We start from the raw sequence: 23,919 nt of genomic DNA on the forward strand, positions 1-23,919 counted from the left end.
GACACAGAACTTTTCCAAGAAGAAAAACTCTGTGAAATCCTGCGTCCTCTGTGGTGAACCTAAAATTTTATTTTTTCTCGTCTACCGGCTTATCTACCTCTTCCTTCGCCTTGTTGATTTCGTCTTTAGCCTCGTTCACACCTTCCTTGAAGCTCTTTACGCCTTTACCCAAACCGCGCATCAGTTCAGGTATTTTCTTACCGCCAAACAGCAACAGGATAACCAGTGCGATGATAATCCATTCAGAACCGCTGGGCAAAAAGCCTAATAAGAGTAAGTTTGTCATAGTCATATTCGGATTAAATTCACCTGCAAAGATAAGAAGATTTTAGATTTATGATTTACGATTTATAATTTATTCGAAGCCGGAAAGGGATTATATTGCGAGAGTATTATAAGCATCGCATAATACAAGCCCGGCACACAAAACCATAAACCTAAAATCGGCAAGCTATGCGGACAGCCTGTAATGCAGCCCGACATTCCAAACCGGAAATCTCCTCAATCCTGATAATATACCCTCTTCACCCGCGTCGAAATGCCGGTCAGTACTTCGTACGGAATTGTATCGAGTGCATCGGAGAGGACGGTTATAGGGAGATGGTCGCCGAAGATTTCTACGCTGTCGCCCTCTTTGCAGTCGATGTCCGTAACGTCAATCATACAAACATCCATACAGATGCTCCCTACGTAGGGAGCGCGGCAGCCGTTTACCAGGCAATAGGCGCGGCCGCTACCCAGGTGGCGGTTCAAGCCGTCGGCATAACCGATAGGAAGGGCGGCGATGCGCGAGGGACGTACCAGATGCCCCCTGCGGCTGTAACCCACCGTATCTTCTGCGGGAACATCGCGTATCTGGAGAATAGTGGTCTTCAAGGTACTCACATTGTTCAGGATAGAGTTGTCTATCGGGTTGATACCGTACAAACCTATTCCCAGCCGCACCATATCGAATTGTGCGCCCGGGAAACGCTCGATACCGGCGGAATTGCAGATATGGCGGAGTATCTTATGCGGAAACGCCTCCTGCAACTGCCGGGAAGCAGCCTCGAACATCTCTATCTGCCTGCGGGTGAAAGCGTCGAACTGCGGAGCGTCGCTACCTACGAAATGCGAGAATACCGAGCGGGGAATTACCGCGTTCTGTCCCTTCAAGCGCTCTATGAGCCGGGGCATATCATCCGGGGCGAAGCCCAGCCGGTGCATACCGGTATCCAGCTTCACATGAATGGGGAAGTTGGTGATGCCCTCTTTCTCCGCCTCCTTCACCAAAGCATCCAACAAATGAAAGCTGTACACCTCCGGCTCCAGCTTATAATCGAACATCGTCTTGAAAGCCGTCATCTCCGGGTTCATGATGATGATACTCGCCGTAATGCCCGCCTTGCGCAATTCCGAGCCCTCATCCGCTACAGCTACGGCCAAATAATCGGCATGATGCTCCTGCAACGTCTTGGCTATCTCGTAGGAACCGGCGCCGTAGGCGGATGCCTTCACCATACACACCATTTTAGTTTCGGGCTTCAACCTGCTGCGATAATGGTTCAGGTTGGCAATCATCGCACCGAGGTTTACCTCCAGGATAGTTTCGTGCACCTTCTTCTCCAGCACCTCCGTCAAGGCATCGAAGCCGAACTTACGTGCACCCTTTATCAGAATTATCTCATTCTCCAGCCGGAGAGCGCCTTTCCCGATAGCGGCAAGCAGGGCGGCCGTATCGGGATAGAAAACCTTCTCGATATCGAACCGCGCGGCGCAAGACGAAATCTCGTTCCCCACGCCGATGATACGCTCTATCCCCCGGCTGTTCACCAACTGCGCCACCTGACGGTAGAGGGTAGGCGGGTTCTGCCCCGTTTCCAATATGTCCGAAAGGATAAGCGTGCGCCTCAACCCCTTGCTCTGCGAACGGCGGTACAAGAAGTCCAGCGCAATGTCCAACGAACCGAGGTCGGAATTATAACTGTCGTTTATCAGCAGGCAACCGTTTTTGCCCTCCTTCACCTCCAGGCGCATGGCCACCGGCTCCAACTTTGCCATACGCTCCGTTATCTGCCCGGCAGGTAACATCAGGTACAGGCAGGCAGCCAGGCAGTTCAGCGAGTTCTCGATAGAAGCATCGTCGATGAACGGCAACGTAAACGTATTGTCCATATCCAGGTAACGGTAGGCGATAACGGTAGAATTCTCCTTCTTCTCCACCTTACTTATATATAAAGGGCGCTCCATATCCTTCCGGCTCCACGCAATCTCGCGGGCGGAAAGCATGGACTTGCTCACGCAATTATTGATAAACTCGTCATCGCCATTATAAATCACCACATCGCAATTCTTGAAAAGCGTCAGCTTCTCCATGCACTTCTCCTGCAACGAAAAGAAATTTTCCTGGTGCGCACCGCCTATATTCGTCAGGATGCCGATTGTAGGCTTGATGATATTCTGCAACGCACGCATTTCTCCCGGCTCCGAAATTCCCGCCTCCAAAATGGCGAGTTCCGTCTGCTCGTTCATCTGCCATACGGACAGAGGCACGCCTATCTGCGAATTGTAGCTACGGGGCGAACGGGTGATGACACGCTCCGGACTCAGCAACTGATGCAGCCACTCCTTTACAATCGTCTTTCCGTTGCTGCCCGTAATACCGATAACGGGAATCTGAAACCGGTCACGATGCTGCTCCGCCAACTTCTGCAACGCTTTCAGCGGACTCGGAACGACCAACAAATTGAGCGTGGAAAGCGGAGAGCCGGAAACCGGCTGCGCTACGGCAGGATGCATAACCTCATGCTGTGCGGAACTTTCCGCTTTCCATTCTCCGCCCTCGACCTCCTTAAGCCCCTCTTCGCTCACTACGAAGTTACGGACGCCGCGGGCGTATAAATCGCGGATATAGCGGGCGCCATTGTTCCGTTTGGCAGGTAGGGCAAAAAACAGCGTTTCTTCGGGAAAACTCAGGGAACGGCTATCTGTAAGCAACCAGTCGATAGTGGCCGGCGTGTCCCCTATCCGCCGCGCACCGATGATTTGCGCTATGCTTTCAATCGTATATGACATAATTCTCTCTCCTTTTGGAAATCTAAGTACGGGTATTTTCCGTTAAGTCGGTCTATTTTTAACACAATTTGTCCTAAAAAACGCTTATACTCCTCAGAATCCGGGCGGAAGGGCTTATGAGCCAATGCCCTACGGATATTTTCACATTCCTCTATTATCCGTAACGTCCCGGCAGAGAAGCAGGCAGCCGAAAAGCGCTCCCATACATACCGCACCGCCATATCGGAGGGGTGCACCAGGTCGTCGGCATAGAAACGGTAATCGCGCAACTCGTCCAGGAGCAGCTCGTAGGCAGGGAAGTAGAACACATGCTCCGGGAAAGCCGCCTGCAACCGGTCTGCCGCCAGCAGCAAGATAGCCTTGCTAAGCTGATTTGCATGCATACCGTCGCGTACGTGACGGACAGGGCTGACCGTGATAATCGCTTTCAGCCCGGCATTCCGCGCCAGCAACCCGGACAGCAGCGACGTATAGTCCAGCACGATTTCATCGACCGTCAGCCGCCGGCGGGTAAACTCCCTCTCCGGTAGTTTATGACAATTTCCCACGATGCGCCCCGTCTGCTTTTGCTCGTACACCCAGGCAGTCCCGAAAGTCAGCAGCAGGCAATCCGTATGAAAAATCCGCCCGTGCGCTGCGGCAATCCGCCCGTTAATCTTTTCCAAAGCCTCCTCCGCGTCCGGCGACGAGAAATCTCCGTGGTGCATCGGGCTGTGCCAGCAATTACGGAAGCAGAAAAGGTCATCGCTGCCATACACTTTACCGAGTATGATTTCGCGCAGGGCGGCGGATATGGATAAGGGGTTGTAAAGCACCCCGTAAGGGTTGACATCGCAACAGAACTTGGCATCCACAAGCTTTGCGCCCATATTGGCAGCAAAGCAGGAGCCGAGCAGCAGCAGGCAGTCGGTATGCTTTAGCACGGGCAGTGAGCCGGGCAGTTCGACAGGGGTAATGAAGTCCATATGCAAACAGGGTTCAATCGGACTGCAAAGATACGAAGAAATACCGTTAACCGGAAAAACGCCGCTTTAAAAATCGGCGGCAGCCATTCTCGGCTTTCTCCTATGCCGCCGCCCGTTGCCGCACAAGCGAAGGAAGGATGCACGACACCCGGATGTCATACATACCGACACCCGGGTGTCGGACATCCTCCGCATACTACGCCGGAAAGCCGCACCCGCAATCGCCGTACCGGACGAAAGAAAGGAAAAATCGCCGGAACAGGAGATAAAACCCATAGGAAAATTCCGGTAAAAGGCAGGCGTCCAAACAAAAAACAGACAAAATGATACAGTCATCCGTTTTCTTTTCGTATTTTTGCATTTTGTAATCTTCAGTACAGTGATGAAAACAGAAACAACAGCATATAGCTTGCTAAACTCCATTTCCTACCCGGAAGACCTGCGTAAGCTGAGCGTAGAGCAACTCCCGGAAATCTGCGAGGAACTGAGGCAAGACATCATCCGGGAACTTTCGTGCAACCCGGGACATTTTGCGGCAAGCCTAGGCACGGTGGAGCTTACCGTAGCACTGCATTATGTCTACAACACCCCCTACGACCGCATCGTATGGGACGTAGGGCATCAGGCATACGGGCACAAAATGCTGACCGGACGCCGCGAAGCTTTCTCCACCAACCGCAAGTTCAAGGGCATCCGCCCCTTCCCCTCTCCGGAAGAAAGTCCCTACGACACCTTTACCTGCGGGCATGCCTCCAACTCCATTTCGGCAGCGCTGGGCATGGCGGTCGCCGCTGCCCGCAAAGGCGAGAAAGACCGCCATGTGGTAGCCGTCATAGGCGACGGGAGCATGAGCGGCGGGCTGGCTTTCGAGGGACTTAACAACGCTTCATCCACCGCCAACAACCTGCTGATTATCCTCAACGACAACGACATGGCGATAGACCGCAGCGTGGGCGGCATGAAGCAATACCTTTTCAACCTGACTACCTCGAACCGCTATAACCAACTGCGTTTCAAGGCATCCAAGATGCTCTTCAAAATGGGTATCCTGAACGAAGACCGGCGCAAGGCACTAATCCGCTTCTCCAACAGCCTGAAGTCGATAGCCGCCCAGCAGCAGAACATTTTCGAGGGGATGAACATACGCTACTTCGGCCCCATAAACGGGCACGATGTAAAGAACCTGGCACGTATCCTGCGCGACATCAAGGACATGCAAGGCCCCAAAATCCTCCACCTGCACACCGTCAAGGGCAAGGGCTTCGAGCCTGCCGAGAAAAACCCGGACATCTGGCATGCACCGGGCAGGTTCGACCCCGAAACGGGCGAACGTATCACGGCAGACACCAGCAACCTGCCTCCCCTTTACCAGACGGTGTTCGGAGAGACATTGACAGAGCTTGCCGGGATGAACCCGAACATTGTGGGGGTGACTCCCGCCATGCCCACGGGATGCTCCATGAATATATTGATGAAAGCCATGCCCGACCGTGCTTTCGACGTAGGCATCGCCGAGGGGCACGCCGCCACGTTCTCCGGCGGCATGGCAAAGGAAGGGCTGCAACCTTTCTGCAACATCTACTCCTCCTTCATGCAGCGGGCTTACGACAACGTGATACACGACATCGCTATCCAGAAACTCCCCGTAGTACTATGCCTGGACCGTGCTGGGTTAGTGGGCGAAGACGGGCCGACGCATCACGGCGTGTTCGACCTGGCTTATTTCCGCCCTATCCCCAACCTTACCATATCCTCCCCGATGAACGAACACGAGTTACGCCGTCTGATGTACACGGCGCAACTGCCGGGCAAAGGCACGTTCGTTATCCGCTACCCTCGCGGACGCGGCGTACTGGCAGACTGGAGATGTCCGCTGGAGGAAATACCCGTAGGCAAGGGACGGAAGCTGAAAGAAGGTAAAGACCTTGCCGTCATCACCCTGGGCCCGATAGGGAACATCGCCGCCCGTGCCATTCAGCGGGCGGAAAAAGAAAAGGGGCTCTTCATAGCCCATTACGACCTGCGTTTCCTCAAACCGCTGGACGAGGCGTTGCTGCACGAGGCAGGGCGCAGTTTCGGGCGTATCGTCACCGTAGAGGACGGTGTACTGAAGGGCGGCATGGGAAGTGCCGTACTGGAATTCATGGCAGACAACGGCTACACTCCGCACATAGAACGCATCGGCGTGCCCGACCTCTTCATCGAGCACGGTACGGTGCAAGAGCTGTACCGGTTGTGCGGAATGGATGAAGAAGCTATCTATAATACATTGATTAAGAATAAATAAAGAGTAAAGGAATGCCCTGTAATACAGCAGGCTTCCGACACTCATTTTTTAGTTTTTAATTTCTTACATACGTCGTGAAGATAATCATTGCAGGTGCCGGCGCAGTAGGCACACACTTAGCCAAGCTGTTGTCCCGCGAGAAGCAGGACATCGTACTAATGGATGACAACGAAGAGAAGATGAGCACGCTCAGCTCCAACTTCGACCTGATGACCGTTACGGCATCCCCCACCTCTATCAAGGGACTGAAAGAGGTAGGGGTAGGAGAAGCCGACCTTTTCATCGCCGTCACTCCCGACGAAAGCCGCAACATCACCGCATGTATGCTCGCCACCAACCTCGGCGCCCAAAAAACGGTAGGGCGTATCGACAACTACGAATACCTGCTGCCCAAGAACAAGGAGTTCTTCCAGAAGTTAGGGGTAGACTCGCTCATTTACCCGGAGATGCTTGCCGCAAAGGAAATCGTGTCTTCTATCCGCATGAGCTGGGTGCGCCAGTGGTGGGAATTCTGCGGCGGCGCACTTATCCTGATAGGCGCCAAGATGCGCGAGAAGGCGGAAATCCTGAACATCCCCCTATACCAATTGGGCGGCCCGGAGCTGCCCTACCACGTGGTAGCCATTAAGCGCGGTAACGAAACGCTGATTCCCAGGGGCGACGATGTAATCAAGCTGCACGACATCGTGTACTTTACGACCACCCGTAAATTCGTTCCGTACATCCGCAAGATAGCGGGCAAGGAAGATTATGCCGACGTGCGCAATGTGATGATTATGGGCGGAAGCCGCATCGCCGTACGTACCGCGCAATATGTTCCCGACTATATGCAGGTGAAAATCGTGGACAACGACCTGAACCGCTGTAACCGCCTGACCGAACTGTTGGACGACAAGACCATGATTATCAACGGAGACGGTCGGGATATGGATTTGCTCGTGGAGGAAGGTTTGAGGAATACGGAGGCATTCGTTGCCCTAACCGGAAATTCGGAAACCAACATTCTCGCCTGCCTCGCAGCAAAGCGTATGGGAGTAAGGAAAACGGTAGCGGAAGTAGAAAACATAGATTATATAGGTATGGCGGAGAGCCTCGACATCGGAACGGTTATCAACAAAAAGATGATTGCCGCCAGCCACATTTACCAGATGATGTTGGATGCCGACGTCAGCAACGTAAAGTGCCTGACCTTTGCCAATGCCGACGTGGCGGAATTCACCGTCAAGGCCGGTTCCAAGATTACCAAGCAACCGGTAAAAGACCTCGGCCTGCCCAAAGGAACGACTATCGGCGGACTGATACGCAACGGCGAAGGTGTCGTGGTAATGGGTAACACGCAAATACAGCCCGGAGACCATGTGGTGGTTTTCTGCCTGAACATGATGATTAAGAAAATCGAAAAATACTTTAACTGATAAAAAACGACAGGCTAAGAAGGAAAGAGAAGAAAGAAGAAAAACGAAAAAAGAAAAAGAGAGAAAGAAAGGGAAAAAGGAGAAGGAGAAAAGGAGGGAAAGGAGAAAAGTGAAAGGAGCATACTCCCCGCCAAAGACAACAATGAATGTTCCCCGCTCCCCTTCGTACTGCAAGACATTTTTAATGTTTAATTTCAATTAGGAAAGTGATTAACTTCAAGACAATCATACGAATCAACGGTATCCTGTTATTGCTGGAGACAGTTATGTTCCTGATATGCTCGGGCGTTTCGTACTACTACAACGACGAGGCGCTGCTCGACTTTTGGAAATCGGCAGGCATCACGGCGGGCGCAGGCCTGTTAATGGTTGCCGCCGGCAGAAACGGCAATAGGCAACTGACCCGCCGCGACAGCTATGTATTAGTCAGCCTCGCCTGGGTCATTTTCTCATTCTTCGGCATGCTGCCGTTCTACATAAGCGGCTACATTCCGGATGTAACCAACGCTTTCTTCGAAACGATGTCCGGCTTCACCAGTACGGGTGCCACTATCCTGGACAACATAGAATCGCTGCCGCACGGGTTGCTGTTCTGGCGCAGCATGACGCAGTGGATAGGCGGACTGGGTATCATCATGTTCACCATTGCCATACTGCCTATCTTCGGTATCAACGGCATTCAGGTGTTCGTGGCCGAAACCAGCGGACCTACGCACGACAAGGTACATCCGCGTATCGGAGTTACCGCCAAATGGATATGGAGCATCTATACCGGTATCACTGCCGTCCTCGTGGCCTTGCTGATGTTGGGCGGTATGGACTGGTTCGACAGCGTATGCCACGCCTTCGCCACCACGGGCACGGGCGGCTTCTCGACCAAGCAGGCGAGTGTGGAGTATTATAATTCTCCCTATATAGAATATGTCATTTCAATCTTCATGTTCATCTCGGGTATCAACTTCACCCTGTTGCTGCTGGTTGCCAACCGCAAATTCAAGAAAGCCGTCGGCAATGCCGAACTGAAGTGGTACTTCTGGTCGGTGGTATGCTTTACCGGCATAATAGCCGCCATACTTTACCGCACCAGCCCTATGGATATGGAAGAGGCTTTCCGCAAATCGCTGTTCCAGGTTATCTCGTTGCACACCTCTACCGGATTTGCTACCGACGACTACATGCTATGGACACCCGTTCTCTGGGGGCTGCTGACTATCGTCATGATAATAGGCGCCTGCGCAGGCAGTACCACAGGAGGATTGAAGTGCATCCGCATGGTTATCCTCGCCAAAGTATCACGGAACGAGTTCAAGCACATCCTCCACCCCAACGCCGTACTGCCGGTACGCGCCAACAAGCAGGTAGTATCGCCCTCCGTCATATCGACCGTACTGGCATTCTGTTTCTTATACTTCGTACTCATAATCGTCGGTATATTGCTGATGATGGGCATGGGAATAGGGCTCGTAGAGTCTATCGGATGCGTCATATCCAGCATCGGTAACATGGGTCCCGGACTGGGCGAAACCGGACCGGCCTATTCGTGGAATGCCCTGCCCGATGCGGCAAAATGGTTGCTGTCGTTCCTGATGTTGCTGGGACGTCTGGAATTGTTCACCGTTTTACTTTTATTCACACCGGAATTCTGGAAACGGAATTGATTTAGGATAAAAAGTGTAAAAATACTCTTTTTTTGTTATATAGAGATAGCAAAATGAAAGATACTTATTATATCTTTGCGCCCTGAAAGAAACATGGAGGTATGAAACAGTGTTTAAAATTGTGTATGATTGTCATACTTGCGGTATCCCTGCATACTATCGCTGCGGAAACCGCATCCGTTTCGTGCACTCCTGCAACAACCCAGGCAGCAGCAAGCTGCTTTCTGCCGCAAGACACCGCTACGATAACGCAACAGTCTATCCGGAACAGTTTTCTTTCGGTCGTTACGCTCTGCATGGAACATGCGGACAGCATCCAGATTTCCAGCGAAAAGAGCTTTTTGCCCCGCCCCGACTTATCCGGGACGCAGTTGCATGCCTACCCGCCGGAATGCAGCCGCCTGTCGTACCTATCCCCGTACCCCGTACCCGATATGAGCTATTACATATTCGGGCTGAGAAAGATTATCATTTAATGTCGTAAGCTAAGCGGGCAGTCACTGCCCCGAGCTTCATCGGTGGGCAAATCAGAGGTTTTGTCTCCGGTCATGGTATCCATATTATATATCTAAACTTTATCAGGTTTATGAATTTTACATTGTTAGTGACCGTCGTATTGACGGCAATCATTTTTGTAGGGCTCGTTATCGCCATTTCCAAAGCGATATCCCCCCGCTCGTACAATCCGCAGAAAATGGAGCCGTACGAATGCGGTATCCCTACCCGTGGCAGGTCATGGATGCAGTTCAGGGTCGGTTATTACCTGTTTGCCATTCTGTTCCTCATGTTCGAGGTGGAAACGGTTTTCCTGTTCCCATGGGCGGTCGTAGTACGACAACTGGGGCCTCAGGCACTGCTTAGCGTAATTTTCTTCTTTTTCATCTTAGTGCTGGGACTTGCATATGCCTGGCGGAAAGGAGCGTTGGAATGGAAATAATGAAGAAACCGAAAATAAAGTCTATCCCCTACGAGGATTTTACAGACAACGAATCACTGGAGAAAATCGTACAGGAGCTCAACGCCGGCGGCGTAAACGTCGTTGTAGGTGCACTGGACGACCTGATTGACTGGGGACGCAGCAATTCGTTATGGCCGCTGACCTTTGCAACCAGTTGTTGCGGCATCGAGTTCATGGCCGTATGTGCCGCCCGGTACGACATCGCACGCTTCGGCTTCGAGGTAACGCGTAACAGCCCGCGCCAGGCAGACGTTATCCTGGTGAGCGGCACGATTACCAACAAAATGGCGCCGGTGCTCAAACGCCTGTACGACCAAATGGGCGACCCCAAATACGTAGTGGCGGTAGGCGGCTGTGCCGTGAGCGGCGGTCCCTTCAAGAAATCGTATCATGTAGTGAACGGGGTAGACCAGATTTTGCCGGTAGATGTATATATCCCCGGTTGTCCTCCGCGTCCGGAAGCATTCCTTTACGGCATGATGCAGTTGCAGCGTAAAGTGAAGGTAGAGAAATTCTTCGGCGGAACCAACAGGAAAATGAAGAAAGAAGAAGAGAAATAAATGCGTATGGAAGAATTTAAATATATCGAACCGCAAGACCTGCACGCAGAAATGCTGCGTCTGCGGAATCAGGAGCAAATGGATTTCCTCGAGAGCCTCACCGGTATGGACTGGGGGTTCCCCGACGAGAAAGATAGCGACGACACGCTGCGCGGCCTGGGAGTGGTGTACCACCTGGAATCTACGACAAGCGGCAAGCGCATGGTAGTCAAGACTTCCACCACGAACCGCGAATGCCCCGAATTGCCCTCCGTTACGGATATATGGAAGGGTGCGGAACTGCCGGAGCGCGAAGTGTTCGACTTCTTCGGCATCCTGTTCACAGGCCACCCGGACATGCGGCGCCTGTACCTGCGTAATGACTGGGTAGGCTATCCGCTGCGCAAGGACAACGACCCGGAGAAAGACAATCCGCTGCGCATGACGAACGAGGAGACATCGGACAAGACCTACGAAGTGCAACAAGGCAGGGACGGCAATATCCAGGAGAAGGAAACCGTACTCTTCGGCGACGACGAGTATGTGGTGAACATAGGCCCGCAACATCCCGCCACCCACGGCGTACTCCGTTTCCGCGTATCGCTCGAGGGCGAGAGCATCCATAAGCTGGATGTGAACTGCGGCTACATACACCGCGGTATCGAAAAGATGAACGAAAGCCTCACCTACCCGCAGACCCTGGCGCTGACCGACCGCCTGGACTATCTGGGCGCCATGCAGAACCGCCATGCCCTGTGCATGTGCATAGAGAAAGCCATGGGAGTAGAAGTCAGCGAACGCGTACAGTACATCCGTACCATTATGGATGAATTGCAACGCATCGACTCTCATATATTATTCTTCTCCTGCCTCTGCCAAGACCTCGGAGCCACGACCGCTTTCCTCTACGGCTTCCGCGACCGCGAGAAGGTGCTCGACATCTTCGAAGAAACCTGCGGCGGACGCCTCATCCTGAATTACAATACCATTGGCGGCGTGCAGGCCGATTTGCATCCCAACTTCGTGAGAAGGGTCAAGGAATTCATTCCGTACATGCGTAAGAACATCCAGGAATACCACGACATATTCACCGGAAACATCATTGCACAGCAACGCCTGAAAGGCATCGGGGTACTGAGCCGCGAAGATGCCATTTCTTTCGGGGCTACCGGTGGAACCGGACGCGCAAGCGGCTGGGCCTGCGACGTACGCAAGCGTATGCCTTACGCCGCCTACTGCAAAGTGCAGTTCAAGGAAATCGTCCGCACCGAAGGCGACTGCTTTGCGCGTTACATGGTACGTATGGAAGAAATCCTGGAAAGCCTGAATATCATCGAGCAACTGATAGACAACATCCCGGAGGGGCCTTACCAGGAAAAGATGAAACCTATTATCCGCGTACCGGAAGGTGCGTACTATGCCGCTGTGGAAGGCAGCCGCGGAGAGTTCGGCGTATACCTGGAAAGCCACGGCGACAAAACTCCGTACCGCCTGCACTACCGTGCAACGGGACTTCCGCTGGTGGGAACCATGAATACCATTTGCAAAGGCGCCAAGATTGCCGACCTGATTGCTATCGGCGGTACTCTGGACTATGTAGTGCCCGATATCGACCGGTAAGGGGATTTACGGACAGCGAATCGTTAATATAGTAACATAGTAAATCATCCAATAGAAAATAATAAAGATGTTTGATTTTAGTATTGCAACAAACTGGATACACCAGATGCTGACATCGGTGATGCCCGAAGGCCTTGCTATCTTCATCGAGTGTGTAGTAATAGGTGTATGTATCGTACTGATGTATGCTATCCTCGCCATTATACTTATCTACATGGAGCGCAAGATTTGCGGTTTCTTCCAATGCCGCCTAGGTCCGAACCGCGTAGGCCCTTACGGAGTGCTCCAGGTAATCTGCGACGTGTTCAAGATGCTGACCAAGGAGATTTTCAATCCGAAAGGCGCAGACCAGCTACTGTACAACCTCGCACCTTATATGGTGCTTCTCGCCTCTTTCCTCACCTTTGCCTGCCTGCCGGCGAACAAGGGGCTCGAGGTACTGGATTTCAACGTGGGCATCTTCTTCCTGCTGGCCGCCTCTAGCATCGGTGTGGTAGGCATCCTGCTCGCCGGTTGGAGTTCCAACAACAAGTTCTCGCTGATTGGCGCCATGCGTAGCGGTGCACAAATCATCAGCTACGAGCTCTCCGTAGGAATGAGCATCCTTACAATGGTTATCCTGACCGGCACGATGCAGATTTCGCAAATCGTAGAGGGACAGGCAGACGGCTGGTTCATCTTCAAAGGACATATCCCCGCCATTATCGCCTTCATTATCTACCTGATAGCCGGCAATGCGGAATGTAACCGCGGCCCGTTCGACCTTCCTGAAGCAGAAAGCGAGCTGACCGCCGGATACCACACCGAATACAGCGGTATGCACTTCGGCTTCTTCTATCTTGCCGAATACCTGAACCTGTTCATCGTATCGGCGATAGCAGCTACCGTATTCCTGGGAGGCTGGATGCCCCTGCATATTCCGGGGCTGGACGGGTTCAACATGGTAATGGATTATATTCCCGGCTTCATCTGGTTCTTCGCCAAGGCATTCTTCGTAGTATTCCTGATGATGTGGATGCGTTGGACGTTCCCCCGCCTGCGCATCGACCAGATTCTGAACTTAGAGTGGAAATACCTGGTTCCCATTTCCATGGTGAACCTGATACTTATGGCACTGATTGTAGCTTTCGGCTTACACTTTTAAGTAACTGACAAGATTATGAAAGAAGAAAAAAATACATATTTCGAAGGCCTCTTCAAGGGCATCGGCAGTCTTTCCACGGGACTGAAAACCACCATGAAAGAGTTCTTCACTCCCAAAATCACGGAGCAATACCCGGAAAACCGGAAAGAGCTGAAAATGTTCGACCGCTTCCGCGGCACACTGGTTATGCCCCACAACGAACGTAACGAACACCACTGCGTGGCATGCGGCCTTTGCCAGACGGCATGCCCCAACGACACAATCAAGGTAACGAGCGAAACGATAGAGACGGAAGACGGCAAGAAGAAAAAAATCCTGGCGAAGTACGAGTACAACCTCGGTTCGTGCATGTTCTGCCAGCTCTGCGTAAATGCCTGCCCTCACAATGCCATTACATTCGACCAGGACTTCGAGCATGCCGTGTTCGACCGCAGCAAACTGATACTGACCCTGAACCGTCCGGGAAGCAGGGTAGAAGAGAAAAAGAGACCCGCCGCTCCCCAACCCGAAGCAGCAAAGTAATTAGTAATTTATAATCGGTAATTAATGACATGGAAATAACTCTTGAAACAGTAGTATTCTACTTCCTCGCGGTATTCATCACCGTGTTTTCCATTATGACGGTGACGACCAACCGCATGGTACGCTCGGCAACCTACCTGCTGTTCGTACTGTTCGGTACGGCAGGCATTTACTTCCTGCTGGGTTACACCTTCCTCGGTTCCGTACAGATTATGGTTTATGCCGGCGGTATCGTCGTGCTGTACGTCTTTGCGGTATTGCTTACCAGCGGCGAAGGCGACCGGGCGGAAAAGCTGAAACGCAGCAAGCTCCTTGCCGGACTGGGAACGACCGTGGGCGGAGCCGTTATCGTACTGTTCATCACCCTGAAACATAAATTCCTCGCCGCTACGGACATAACTCCCATAGAAGTCGATATCAAGACCATAGGGAACCAGATGCTGAGCGGCGACAAGTACGGTTACCTGCTGCCATTCGAAGCCGTCAGCATCCTGTTGCTGGCATGTATCGTGGGCGGCCTATTAATTGCACGTAAACGATAACCGGCAAGTTCACGATTTCAGATTTATGATTGGAAGCTTTGCCATGACAGGCGTAAGGAAGCGGATAATCATATGACAATGCCCCTCTGAAATCGAAAATCCGGAATCTCATAAATCATAAATTATAAATCATAAATCTATGATACACTTGGAATATTACCTGATAGTCTCGGCTATCATGTTTTTCGCCGGCATCTACGGGTTCTTCACCCGCCGCAACACACTGGCGATATTAATCTCGATAGAGTTGATACTGAATGCCACGGACATCAACTTCGCGGTATTCAACCGTTTCCTGTTTCCCGGCGGACTGGAAGGCTACTTCTTCGCGCTGTTCTCCATTGCCATTTCAGCGGCGGAAACGGCGGTGGCTATCGCTATCATGATTAATATTTACCGTAACATCCGTTCTATCCAGGTAAACAAGCTGGACGAACTCAAATGGTAACCGTCGAATCAGAAATTGAAAATTAAATATTAAAAGAGAGGCGGAGCTTCGTTTCACAATCCCCGGCTCTCGATTCTCAATTCAGAAATTATGGAATATACGATTCTAATCCTTCTTCTTCCGTTGTTCTCCTTCCTCGTCTTAGGACTGGGAGGCAAATGGATGTCGCACCGTACCGCCGGATTCATCGGTACGGCGGTGCTGGGCGCGGTGGCGGTGCTCTCCTACTTCACCGCAATACAGTACTTCACCGCCCCCCGGCTGGCAGACGGCACATATGCCGCACTGATGCCCTATAACTGCACATGGCTGCCGTTTACGCCGTTGCTCAGCATCGATTTGGGTATCCTGCTCGACCCCATATCGGTAGTGATGCTGATTGTCATAAGCACCGTTTCGTTCATGGTACACCTCTACTCTTTCGGTTATATGAAAGGGGAACGCGGTTTCCAGCGTTACTACGCTTTCCTCTCGCTTTTCACCATGTCCATGCTGGGGCTGGTGGTGGCAACCAACATCTTCCAGATGTACCTGTTTTGGGAGTTGGTGGGTGTTTCCTCCTACCTGCTGATTGGCTTCTACTATACGAAACCCGCAGCAATTGCTGCCAGCAAGAAGGCATTCATCGTCACCCGTTTCGCCGACCTGGGTTTCCTGATAGGTATTCTGGTTTACGGTTATTATGCCGGGACTTATACCTTCCAGCCCAATGAAATGACATTGCTGAAAGGCGGCGCCACGATGATTCCGCTGGCATTGGGGCTGATGTTCATCGGCGGCGCCGGAAAGAGCGCCATGTTCCCGCTGCACATCTGGCTGCCCGATGCAATGGAAGGCCCTACTCCGGTCAGCGCACTTATTCACGCTGCTACCATGGTGGTGGCAGGCGTATACCTGGTGGCACGCATGTTCCCGCTGTTCATCGACTATGCACCCCATGTACTGCACCTGGTAGCCTACGTAGGCGCATTCACCGCATTCTATGCCGCCAGTGTGGCGTGCGTACAGAGCGACATCAAGCGTGTGCTCGCCTTCTCCACTATCTCGCAGATAGGCTTCATGATGGTGGCGCTCGGCGTATGCACCTCCATGAACCCGCACGAAGGCGGACTGGGCTATATGGCAGGCATGTTCCACCTGTTCACACATGCCATGTTCAAGGCACTGCTGTTCCTCGGGGCAGGTAGCATCATCCATGCGGTACACAGCAACGAAATGTCCGCTATGGGCGGCCTGCGCAAATACATGCCGATTACACACATCACCTTCCTGATAGCCTGCCTTGCCATTGCCGGTATCCCTCCGTTCTCTGGATTCTTCTCCAAAGACGAGATACTCACCGCCTGCTTCCAGTTCAGCCCCGCAATGGGTTGGATAATGACGGTGATTGCCGCAATGACAGCGTTTTACATGTTCAGGCTGTATTACGGCATTTTCTGGGGAAGCGAAGCATCCCGGCAGGAAGCCGCAGGTCACGACGGCCATGCCCACACCCCCCACGAAAGCCCGCTGACAATGACCGTTCCCCTGATGTTCCTCGCACTGGTTACAGTGGTTGCCGGGTTCATTCCTTTCGGGCACTTCGTCAGCTCGGACGGCACAGCCTATACCATTCACCTCGACTGGGGAGTAGCGGGTACGAGCATCGCTATCGCCGTTATCTCCATAGCGTTGGCTACCTATATGTACAAAGGCTCCAAGCAACCGGTTGCCGATGCGCTCGCCCGCCGCTTCAAAGGTTTGTGGACGGCTGCCTACCACCGCTTCTATATAGATGAAATCTACCAGTTCATCACCCACCGTATCATCTTCGGGTGCATCAGCCGCCCTATCGCGTGGTGGGACCGCCATGTGGTAGACGGCTTCTTCGACTTCCTCGCCTGGGGCGCCAATGCCACGAGCGATGAGATACGCGGCCTGCAAAGCGGACGCATCCAGCAATACACACTCGTATTCCTGTTGGGTACGCTCGTACTGATACTGCTGCTGTTGCTATAACAGGCAACGGCGACCGACAACCGATTTACCGACTAATGAAACAATAACAATTAATACACAATATAAAGATGAATTTCTTATCCATATTCGTACTCATCCCCTTGCTGATGTTGCTGGGTCTCTGGCTCAGCCGCAACATAGCACAGATACGTGCGGTGATGACGGCCGGCGCCTCGGCGTTGCTTATCGCTGCCGTCGGACTGACCGTCGCCTACCTGCAAGCCCGTCATGGCGGCGCTACGGATGAAATGCTGTTCTGCGCCGACGTAGCCTGGTATCCCGCCCTCAACATCCACTATTCCGTGGGAGTAGACGGCATCTCGGTAGCCATGCTGCTACTTTCGGCGATAATCGTCTTTACCGGCACATTCGCTTCCTGGCGCCTGCAACCGCTGACAAAAGAATATTTCCTTTGGTTCACCCTGCTCTCAATGGGCGTATTCGGGTTCTTCATCTCCACCGACCTGTTCACCATGTTCATGTTCTACGAAGTAGCCCTTATCCCGATGTACCTGCTTATCGGCGTATGGGGCTCGGGACGAAAAGAATATGCCGCCATGAAGCTGACGCTGATGCTCATGGGCGGTTCCGCCTTCCTGTTAATCGGAATTCTGGGTATCTACTTCGGTAGCGGCGGTACGACCATGAACCTGCTGGAGATAGCCCAATTGCACAACATCCCTATCGAGCAGCAGCGCATCTGGTTCCCGCTTACCTTCCTCGGTTTCGGCGTACTGGGCGCCCTGTTCCCGTTCCACACATGGAGTCCCGACGGCCATGCATCCGCACCCACCGCCGTTTCCATGCTGCATGCCGGCGTGCTGATGAAGTTAGGCGGCTACGGATGTTTCCGCATCGCCATGTACCTGATGCCCGAAGCCGCACAGGAGTTAGGCTGGATATTCCTCATACTGACTGGTATCTCCGTAGTGTACGGAGCCTTCTCCGCCTGCGTGCAGACCGACCTGAAATACATCAACGCCTATTCCTCCGTATCGCACTGCGGCCTGGTGCTGTTCGCTATCCTGATGATGAACCGGACGGCATGCACCGGTGCGGTATTGCAGATGCTCTCCCACGGACTGATGACCGCCCTGTTCTTCGCCCTAATCGGTATGATTTACGGACGGACGCACACACGCGACGTACGCGAGCTGAACGGACTGATGAAGATTATGCCCTTCCTGGCGGTATCCTACGTCATTGCCGGCCTTGCCAACCTCGGCCTGCCGGGACTTAGCGGTTTCATTGCCGAAATGACAATCTTCAACGGCGCATTCCAGCACCCCGATACCTTCCACCGCGTATGGACTGTCATTGCATGTACGAGTATCGTGATTACGGCGGTTTACATCCTGCGACTCGTAGGCAAGATACTTTACGGAACCTGTACCGACAAGCACCACCTGGCATTGACCGATGCCACTTGGGACGAGCGTACCGCCGTAATCATCCTGATTGCCTGTGTAGCCGGGCTGGGTCTTGCCCCGCTGTGGATAAGCAATATGATTGGAGACAGCGTACTGCCGATAACCAACCTATTGGGCTGACGAGAACCGGAAACTTTCAATTCATAACATTTAATTCTTAAATTCGACAAATGGATTACTCCCAATTTCTCCTAATGAAAGAAGAGCTGTCGCTGGTAGCGGTCATCGTTATCCTGTTCATAGCCGACCTCTTCATGAGTCCGGATGCGCACAAGAATGACGGCAAACCGGTGCTGAACACCATGCTGCCCGTTGCCCTGCTCATTATCCATACGCTTATAACCATTGTTCCCGGTCCGGCAGCCGATGCCTTCGGCGGGATGTACCACAACCAGCCGGTACAGAGCATCGTCAAGTCCATTCTCAGCATAGGTACGCTTATCGTATTCCTCATGGCGCACGAGTGGATGCGCCGCCCCGATACGGCTATCAAGCAGGGCGAGTTCTACATACTGACACTCTCCACCCTGCTGGGCATGTACCTTATGATTTCTTCCGGACACTTCCTGATGTTCTTCATCGGGCTGGAAACCGCCAGTATCCCTATGGCAGCCCTGGTTGCTTTCGACAAGTACCGCCACCACTCCGCCGAGGCGGGAGCCAAGTACATCCTTACGGCGCTCTTTTCCAGCGGCCTGCTACTCTACGGCATCTCGCTGATATACGGCACGGTAGGCACGCTCTACTTCGACGACATCCCGGCACGCCTGGACGGAAGCCCGTTACAGATTATGGCGTTCGTATTCTTCTTCTCGGGTATGGGATTCAAGATTTCGCTGGTTCCCTTCCACCTGTGGACTGCCGATGTTTACGAAGGCGCCCCCAGTACCGTAACCGCCTACCTGAGCGTTATCTCCAAAGGCGCGGCGGCATTCGTGCTCATGACCATACTCTATAAGGTATTCGCACCGATGTCGGCACAATGGCAGGAAGTGCTTTACTGGGTCATTATCGCCTCTATCACGCTGGCTAACCTCTTTGCCCTGCGCCAGGAAAACCTGAAACGGTTAATGGCCTTTTCCAGTATCTCGCAGGCCGGTTACATCATGTTGGGCGTTATCAGCGGCACATCGCTGGGTATGACGTCGCTGGTATACTATGTACTGATTTACCTGTTTGCCAACCTTGCCGTATTCAGCGTTATCACGATTGTGGCATTGCGTGCCGGCAAGTTCACGCTGGAGGACTATAACGGGCTGTACACCACCAACCCCAAGCTGGCATTCTTCATGACAATCGCCCTGTTCTCGCTGGCGGGTATTCCGCCGTTCGCCGGTTTCTTCTCGAAATTCTTCATCTTCGCGGCAGCTTTCGAAAGCGGGTTCCACCTGCTGGTATTCATTGCATTAATCAATACAATCGTATCGCTGTACTATTATCTGAAGATTGTAAAGGCGATGTACATCAACAAGAGCGACGAGCCTATCGCCGCTTTCCGCAGCGATAATTACACACGTGCCAGCCTCGTTATCTGTACGCTGGGCATCGTGGTACTGAGTATTGCCAGTGTAGTATACCAGTCTATCGACAAGCTGTCGTTCGGAATGTAACGGCTATCCTACGGAAATCTACTTTTCTTACATCCCCCCTTCACGCTCCTCATCCCTCCGTTTCCGGCAGGGATAGAGAGGGTGAAGGGGATATTCATTTCATTATCTGGTTCCTATACTGCGTAGGCGTCAGCCCCGTTAGTTGCTTGAAGGTACGGTTGAAGTGCGAAATGGAGTCGAACCCGCACTCCACAGCTATCTGCGAAATCTCCATATCACCGATAGTCAGCAGCTTACACGCATAGCCGATACGCATATCCATTACATATTGCAAGAACGTCTTTTCAGTGACCTCCTTAAAGAAACGGCAAAAGGCACTGCTGTTCATATTCGCCATTTCGGCAATCTCGTCCAGCCTGAGAGGACGGGTGTAGTTGCTGTTGATGAACGAAATGATTTTATCAATCCGCTTGTTTCCCGCCGTGGGGAACTTCTCGTAGTAACAGGGGCTTGCCAACATCTTCCTCCGGGTAAAGACCGCCAACTCCTGCAATAATTCCAGCAATCCCGTCAGTTGCCCGAAACCCTTCAGCTCGGGAAAAACAGACATCCTGCCACCTACCGGGCTGTTGCCGGCGGTATGAAAGACAACTCCCCTCTCCGCCTCCTTCAGCAGCAGTCTTATCTGGTGAAACTGCGGATAATGGTCGAAAGAATACTGCATGAAATTCTCCTCGAACTGGATAATCGTACCCTGAACCCTCAACAGGGAATTGTCGCAGTGATACACATCATCGCTCCGCATATAATGGGGCAGGTTAGGACCGAACAATATCGCATCCCCGTCGGAGAACCGCTCTATGGAATCGCCCACAAAACACCGCCCGCAGCTTTTCTTCACATAGATAATCTCGTACTGGCTGTGGAAATGCCAGGGATACGTAAAGCGGTCGTAGTCGTAATACCGCGCTTTTATCGGATTGGACTCCGATATCTGGAGCTGTTCGTTTATTATCCGTCTCATAACAGTAGCCGTTTACCGTTCAACATCGATACCGCCGGAAGGCACGGAAAGAAGAATCCGTTTTCCCTATCCTACATACAAAGATACGCAAAGGGAAGATAATAATCTACGGATGTGCGCAAAAATACGCATATATCCTGCAAATATCCGCTCATATCCGCATTGTTTTAGTACCTATATTTGCACCGGATAATCATTTTAAATCATTAATACGAAAGGAATATGGAAAAGACTTGGAGATGGTTCGGCAAAAAAGACAAGATAACGCTCGACATGCTTCGGCAAATCGGTGTGGAAGGCATAGTTACCGCCCTGCACGATGTGCCCAACGGCGAGATATGGACAGAAGAGGCTATCAATGACTTGAAACAATACATCGAGTCCTACGGCCTGCGCTGGTCGGTAGTAGAGAGCCTCCCCGTATGCGAGGCAATCAAATATGCAGGGGCGGAACGTGAACAACTGATAGAGAACTACAAGGTAAGCCTCGCCAACCTGGGCAAATGCGGCATAAAGACCGTGTGCTACAACTTCATGCCCGTTATCGACTGGATACGTACGGACTTGCAACACCCTTGGGCAGACGGTACATCATCGCTTTACTTCGACCGGGTACGCTTCGCCTACTTCGACCTGCGCATACTCCGGCGCGAGGGGGCGGAAAAAGACTACACCCCGGAAGAACTGGCTAAAGTGGAGGAGCTGGACAAGACTATCACCGAAGCCGAGAAAGACGACCTTATCGACACGATTATCGTAAAGACGCAGGGATTCGTAAACGGCAATATCAAGGAAGGCGACAAGAACCCGGTCAACATCTTCAAGAACCTGCTGGCACTATACAAAGGCATAGACCGCGATACACTCCGCGAGAATATGCGGTACTTCCTCGCCGCCATTATGCCGGTATGCGAGGAGTACGGAGTGAATATGTGCGTACATCCCGACGACCCTCCTTTCCAGGTATTGGGATTGCCGCGCATCGTTACTAACGAAGAAGACATCGCCTGGTTCCTGAACGCAGTAGACAATCCTCACAACGGACTTACTTTCTGTGCCGGCTCGCTCAGTGCGGGAGAACACAACGACACCCGCGAGCTCGCCCGGAAGTTCGCATCGCGCACTCATTTCGTACACCTGCGCAGCACCGCAGCCATGCCGGGCGGAAACTTCATAGAAAGCTCCCACCTCACGGGACGCGGACACCTTATCGACCTAATCCGCATCTTCGAGAAAGAGAACCCCAACCTGCCCATGCGGGTAGACCACGGGCGGATGATGTTGGGCGATGAGGACAAAGGATACAATCCCGGCTACTCGTTCCACGGCCGTATGCTGGCACTGGCACAGGTAGAAGGCATGATGGCAGTAGTACAGGACGAAATGAAAGGGTGAGTATAAAGCGAGAAAGGATAAGTATGGAACATGAAGCATAAAATATAAGCACTATACTTTATACCTCATACCCTGCATTTCATACTTCATATCTTATGCTCCGTACTTTATACGCCTCCAATTTTATACCTTATACTTTATACAAAACTCCAAATAAAAAAGAAGAAGATTATGAACGAACAATTCAGTATTGCAGGTAAAGTGGCAGTCATCACCGGTGCGGGTGGTGTGCTGGGTGGCAGCATTGCCAAGTGTTTTATGCAACAAGGCGCCAAAGTAGTGGCAGTAGACATCCGCCAGGAACAACTGGACAAACGTGTGGAAGAACTGAAAACCTACGGTGAAGATGTAATCGGTATCGTAGGCAACGTACTGGATATCGCCAGCCTTGAAAAGCTCGCCGACGACATCGTTGCCAAATGGGGACGCATCGATATCCTGCTCAACATTGCCGGAGGCAATATGCCGGGTGCTACCCTGGCTCCCGACCAGCATTTCTACGACATGGACATCTCCTGCTGGGAAAAAGTTACCAACCTGAATATGAACGGAACCGTTTACCCGTCCCTGGTATTCAGTAAAGTCATGGCAAAACAAGGCAAAGGATGCATCGTCAATGTATCTTCAATGGCAGCTTACAGCGCTATCACCCGTGTTCCGGGCTATTCGGCAGCCAAGACAGCCGTTGCCAACTTCACCCAATGGCTGGCGAGCGAACTCGCACTGAAATACGGAGACGGCATCCGCGTCAACGCCATTGCCCCCGGTTTCTTCATCGGCGACCAGAACCGTGCCGTGCTTATCAACCCGGACGGCTCACTGACCGACCGCAGCAAGAAAGTACTTGCCAAGACCCCGATGAAACGTTTCGGCGACATCAACGAGCTGAACGGCGCCGTACAATTCCTGTGCAGCGATGCCGCCAGCTTCGTAACAGGCGCACTGCTCCCTATCGACGGAGGATTCAGCGCATTCAGCGGAGTATAACCGCTAAAGAAGTTTCTCATTAGAAAAATGCACAAGCAAAAGAGGAGATATGTCAAGACTCTTTTTCACCACAAATTATGCGGATTCGTACGGATTGAAATTAAATAATTGGTTATCAAGATAAACGGTCTGTAATAATCTGTGTAGTTTGTAGTGAGTCTTGGCATATCCTCTTATTCATAATATAGCCGCAAAAATAAAATCCCCTTGTTTCAGCTTTATACTATAACAATATGAGCTTAAAACAAGGGGATTACTCTCGGGACATTCAGTAAATAATATAAAATCAGCCAACTAATTCATACACAAAATATTGCGAATTAGCTGGCTTTTTTGTATCTTTAGGTATTCCCCCGCAAATAAGGTTTGAAGGCCAAAACGGG

At 52.1% G+C, this 23,919-nt stretch carries 20 protein-coding genes; 16 read left to right on the top strand and 4 right to left on the bottom strand.

The window, feature by feature from the left end:
* Positions 1 to 67: 67 nt before the first annotated feature.
* The 3 genes from C233_RS0104775 to C233_RS0104785 form a co-directional block, all read right to left on the bottom strand.
* Entirely contained in the window at positions 68 to 286 is a 219-nt protein-coding gene (locus C233_RS0104775) for a Sec-independent protein translocase subunit TatA/TatB (protein WP_025068623.1), read from the bottom strand.
* A 215-nt stretch (positions 287 to 501) separates the two neighbouring features.
* Entirely contained in the window at positions 502 to 3,054 is a 2,553-nt protein-coding gene (locus C233_RS0104780; protein WP_018666283.1) for a bifunctional UDP-N-acetylmuramoyl-tripeptide:D-alanyl-D-alanine ligase/alanine racemase, read from the bottom strand.
* A complete protein-coding gene (locus tag C233_RS0104785; protein WP_018666284.1) occupies positions 3,030 to 4,019 on the bottom strand; it encodes a GSCFA domain-containing protein in 990 nt (329 codons plus the stop codon). The genes C233_RS0104780 and C233_RS0104785 overlap by 25 nt, the downstream gene beginning before the upstream one ends.
* A 382-nt stretch (positions 4,020 to 4,401) precedes the next feature.
* On the opposite strand from C233_RS0104785, the gene dxs reads away from it, so the two are divergent.
* The 14 genes from dxs to C233_RS0104860 all read left to right on the top strand — a co-directional run bounded on the left by dxs (position 4,402) and on the right by C233_RS0104860 (position 20,190).
* Positions 4,402 to 6,306 carry a 1-deoxy-D-xylulose-5-phosphate synthase gene (gene dxs, locus C233_RS0104795; RefSeq protein WP_026314735.1) on the top strand — a complete coding sequence of 635 codons (1,905 nt, stop codon included), beginning with the start codon at positions 4,402 to 4,404 and terminating at the stop codon, positions 6,304 to 6,306.
* A 74-nt stretch (positions 6,307 to 6,380) separates the two neighbouring features.
* On the top strand, positions 6,381 to 7,721 hold the full coding sequence (gene trkA / locus C233_RS0104800) for a Trk system potassium transporter TrkA (protein ID WP_018666287.1): 1,341 nt from the start codon (positions 6,381 to 6,383) through the stop codon (positions 7,719 to 7,721).
* 206 nt (positions 7,722 to 7,927) lie between these two features.
* Entirely contained in the window at positions 7,928 to 9,379 is a 1,452-nt protein-coding gene (locus C233_RS0104805) for a TrkH family potassium uptake protein (protein ID WP_018666288.1), read from the top strand.
* Positions 9,380 to 9,504: 125 nt separating this feature from the next.
* A complete protein-coding gene (locus tag C233_RS0104810) occupies positions 9,505 to 9,855 on the top strand; it encodes a hypothetical protein (RefSeq protein ID WP_018666289.1) in 351 nt (116 codons plus the stop codon).
* Positions 9,856 to 9,965: 110 nt separating this feature from the next.
* Positions 9,966 to 10,316: an NADH-quinone oxidoreductase subunit A gene (locus C233_RS0104815; RefSeq protein WP_018666290.1), complete on the top strand. Its 351-nt coding sequence runs from the start codon at positions 9,966 to 9,968 to the stop codon at positions 10,314 to 10,316.
* On the top strand, positions 10,307 to 10,897 hold the full coding sequence (locus C233_RS0104820) for an NADH-quinone oxidoreductase subunit B (RefSeq protein ID WP_018666291.1): 591 nt from the start codon (positions 10,307 to 10,309) through the stop codon (positions 10,895 to 10,897). Before C233_RS0104815 ends, C233_RS0104820 begins: the two co-directional genes overlap by 10 nt.
* A 6-nt stretch (positions 10,898 to 10,903) precedes the next feature.
* Entirely contained in the window at positions 10,904 to 12,496 is a 1,593-nt protein-coding gene (locus tag C233_RS0104825; RefSeq protein ID WP_026314736.1) for an NADH-quinone oxidoreductase subunit D, read from the top strand.
* 67 nt (positions 12,497 to 12,563) lie between these two features.
* Positions 12,564 to 13,640: an NADH-quinone oxidoreductase subunit NuoH gene (gene nuoH, locus C233_RS0104830; protein WP_025068626.1), complete on the top strand. Its 1,077-nt coding sequence runs from the start codon at positions 12,564 to 12,566 to the stop codon at positions 13,638 to 13,640.
* A gap of 15 nt (positions 13,641 to 13,655) precedes the next feature.
* Positions 13,656 to 14,162 carry a 4Fe-4S binding protein gene (locus C233_RS0104835; RefSeq protein ID WP_018666294.1) on the top strand — a complete coding sequence of 169 codons (507 nt, stop codon included), beginning with the start codon at positions 13,656 to 13,658 and terminating at the stop codon, positions 14,160 to 14,162.
* A gap of 29 nt (positions 14,163 to 14,191) precedes the next feature.
* Complete coding sequence (locus C233_RS0104840; RefSeq protein ID WP_018666295.1) at positions 14,192 to 14,704, top strand: NADH-quinone oxidoreductase subunit J family protein; 513 nt, start codon at positions 14,192 to 14,194, stop codon at positions 14,702 to 14,704.
* Between the two features lie 139 nt (positions 14,705 to 14,843).
* Entirely contained in the window at positions 14,844 to 15,152 is a 309-nt protein-coding gene (nuoK, locus tag C233_RS0104845) for an NADH-quinone oxidoreductase subunit NuoK (RefSeq protein WP_018666296.1), read from the top strand.
* A 90-nt stretch (positions 15,153 to 15,242) separates the two neighbouring features.
* A complete protein-coding gene (gene nuoL, locus C233_RS0104850; protein ID WP_018666297.1) occupies positions 15,243 to 17,150 on the top strand; it encodes an NADH-quinone oxidoreductase subunit L in 1,908 nt (635 codons plus the stop codon).
* Positions 17,151 to 17,218: 68 nt separating this feature from the next.
* Positions 17,219 to 18,700, top strand: a complete 1,482-nt coding sequence (locus C233_RS0104855) for a complex I subunit 4 family protein (RefSeq protein ID WP_018666298.1) — start codon at positions 17,219 to 17,221, stop codon at positions 18,698 to 18,700.
* Positions 18,701 to 18,750: 50 nt separating this feature from the next.
* Positions 18,751 to 20,190: an NADH-quinone oxidoreductase subunit N gene (locus C233_RS0104860; RefSeq protein WP_025068627.1), complete on the top strand. Its 1,440-nt coding sequence runs from the start codon at positions 18,751 to 18,753 to the stop codon at positions 20,188 to 20,190.
* A 94-nt stretch (positions 20,191 to 20,284) separates the two neighbouring features.
* Here the strand turns inward: C233_RS0104860 and C233_RS0104865 are convergent, their stop codons facing one another.
* Positions 20,285 to 21,154: an AraC family transcriptional regulator gene (locus C233_RS0104865; RefSeq protein WP_018666300.1), complete on the bottom strand. Its 870-nt coding sequence runs from the start codon at positions 21,152 to 21,154 to the stop codon at positions 20,285 to 20,287.
* A gap of 222 nt (positions 21,155 to 21,376) precedes the next feature.
* On the opposite strand from C233_RS0104865, the gene uxuA reads away from it, so the two are divergent.
* Positions 21,377 to 22,549, top strand: a complete 1,173-nt coding sequence (uxuA, locus tag C233_RS0104870) for a mannonate dehydratase (RefSeq protein WP_018666301.1) — start codon at positions 21,377 to 21,379, stop codon at positions 22,547 to 22,549.
* Between the two features lie 171 nt (positions 22,550 to 22,720).
* Entirely contained in the window at positions 22,721 to 23,536 is an 816-nt protein-coding gene (locus C233_RS0104875; RefSeq protein WP_004289114.1) for an SDR family oxidoreductase, read from the top strand.
* The last annotated feature ends 383 nt before the right edge of the window (positions 23,537 to 23,919 follow it).

The sequence above is a fragment of the Bacteroides gallinarum DSM 18171 = JCM 13658 genome (assembly GCF_000374365.1).
GTDB lineage: Bacteria > Bacteroidota > Bacteroidia > Bacteroidales > Bacteroidaceae > Bacteroides > Bacteroides gallinarum.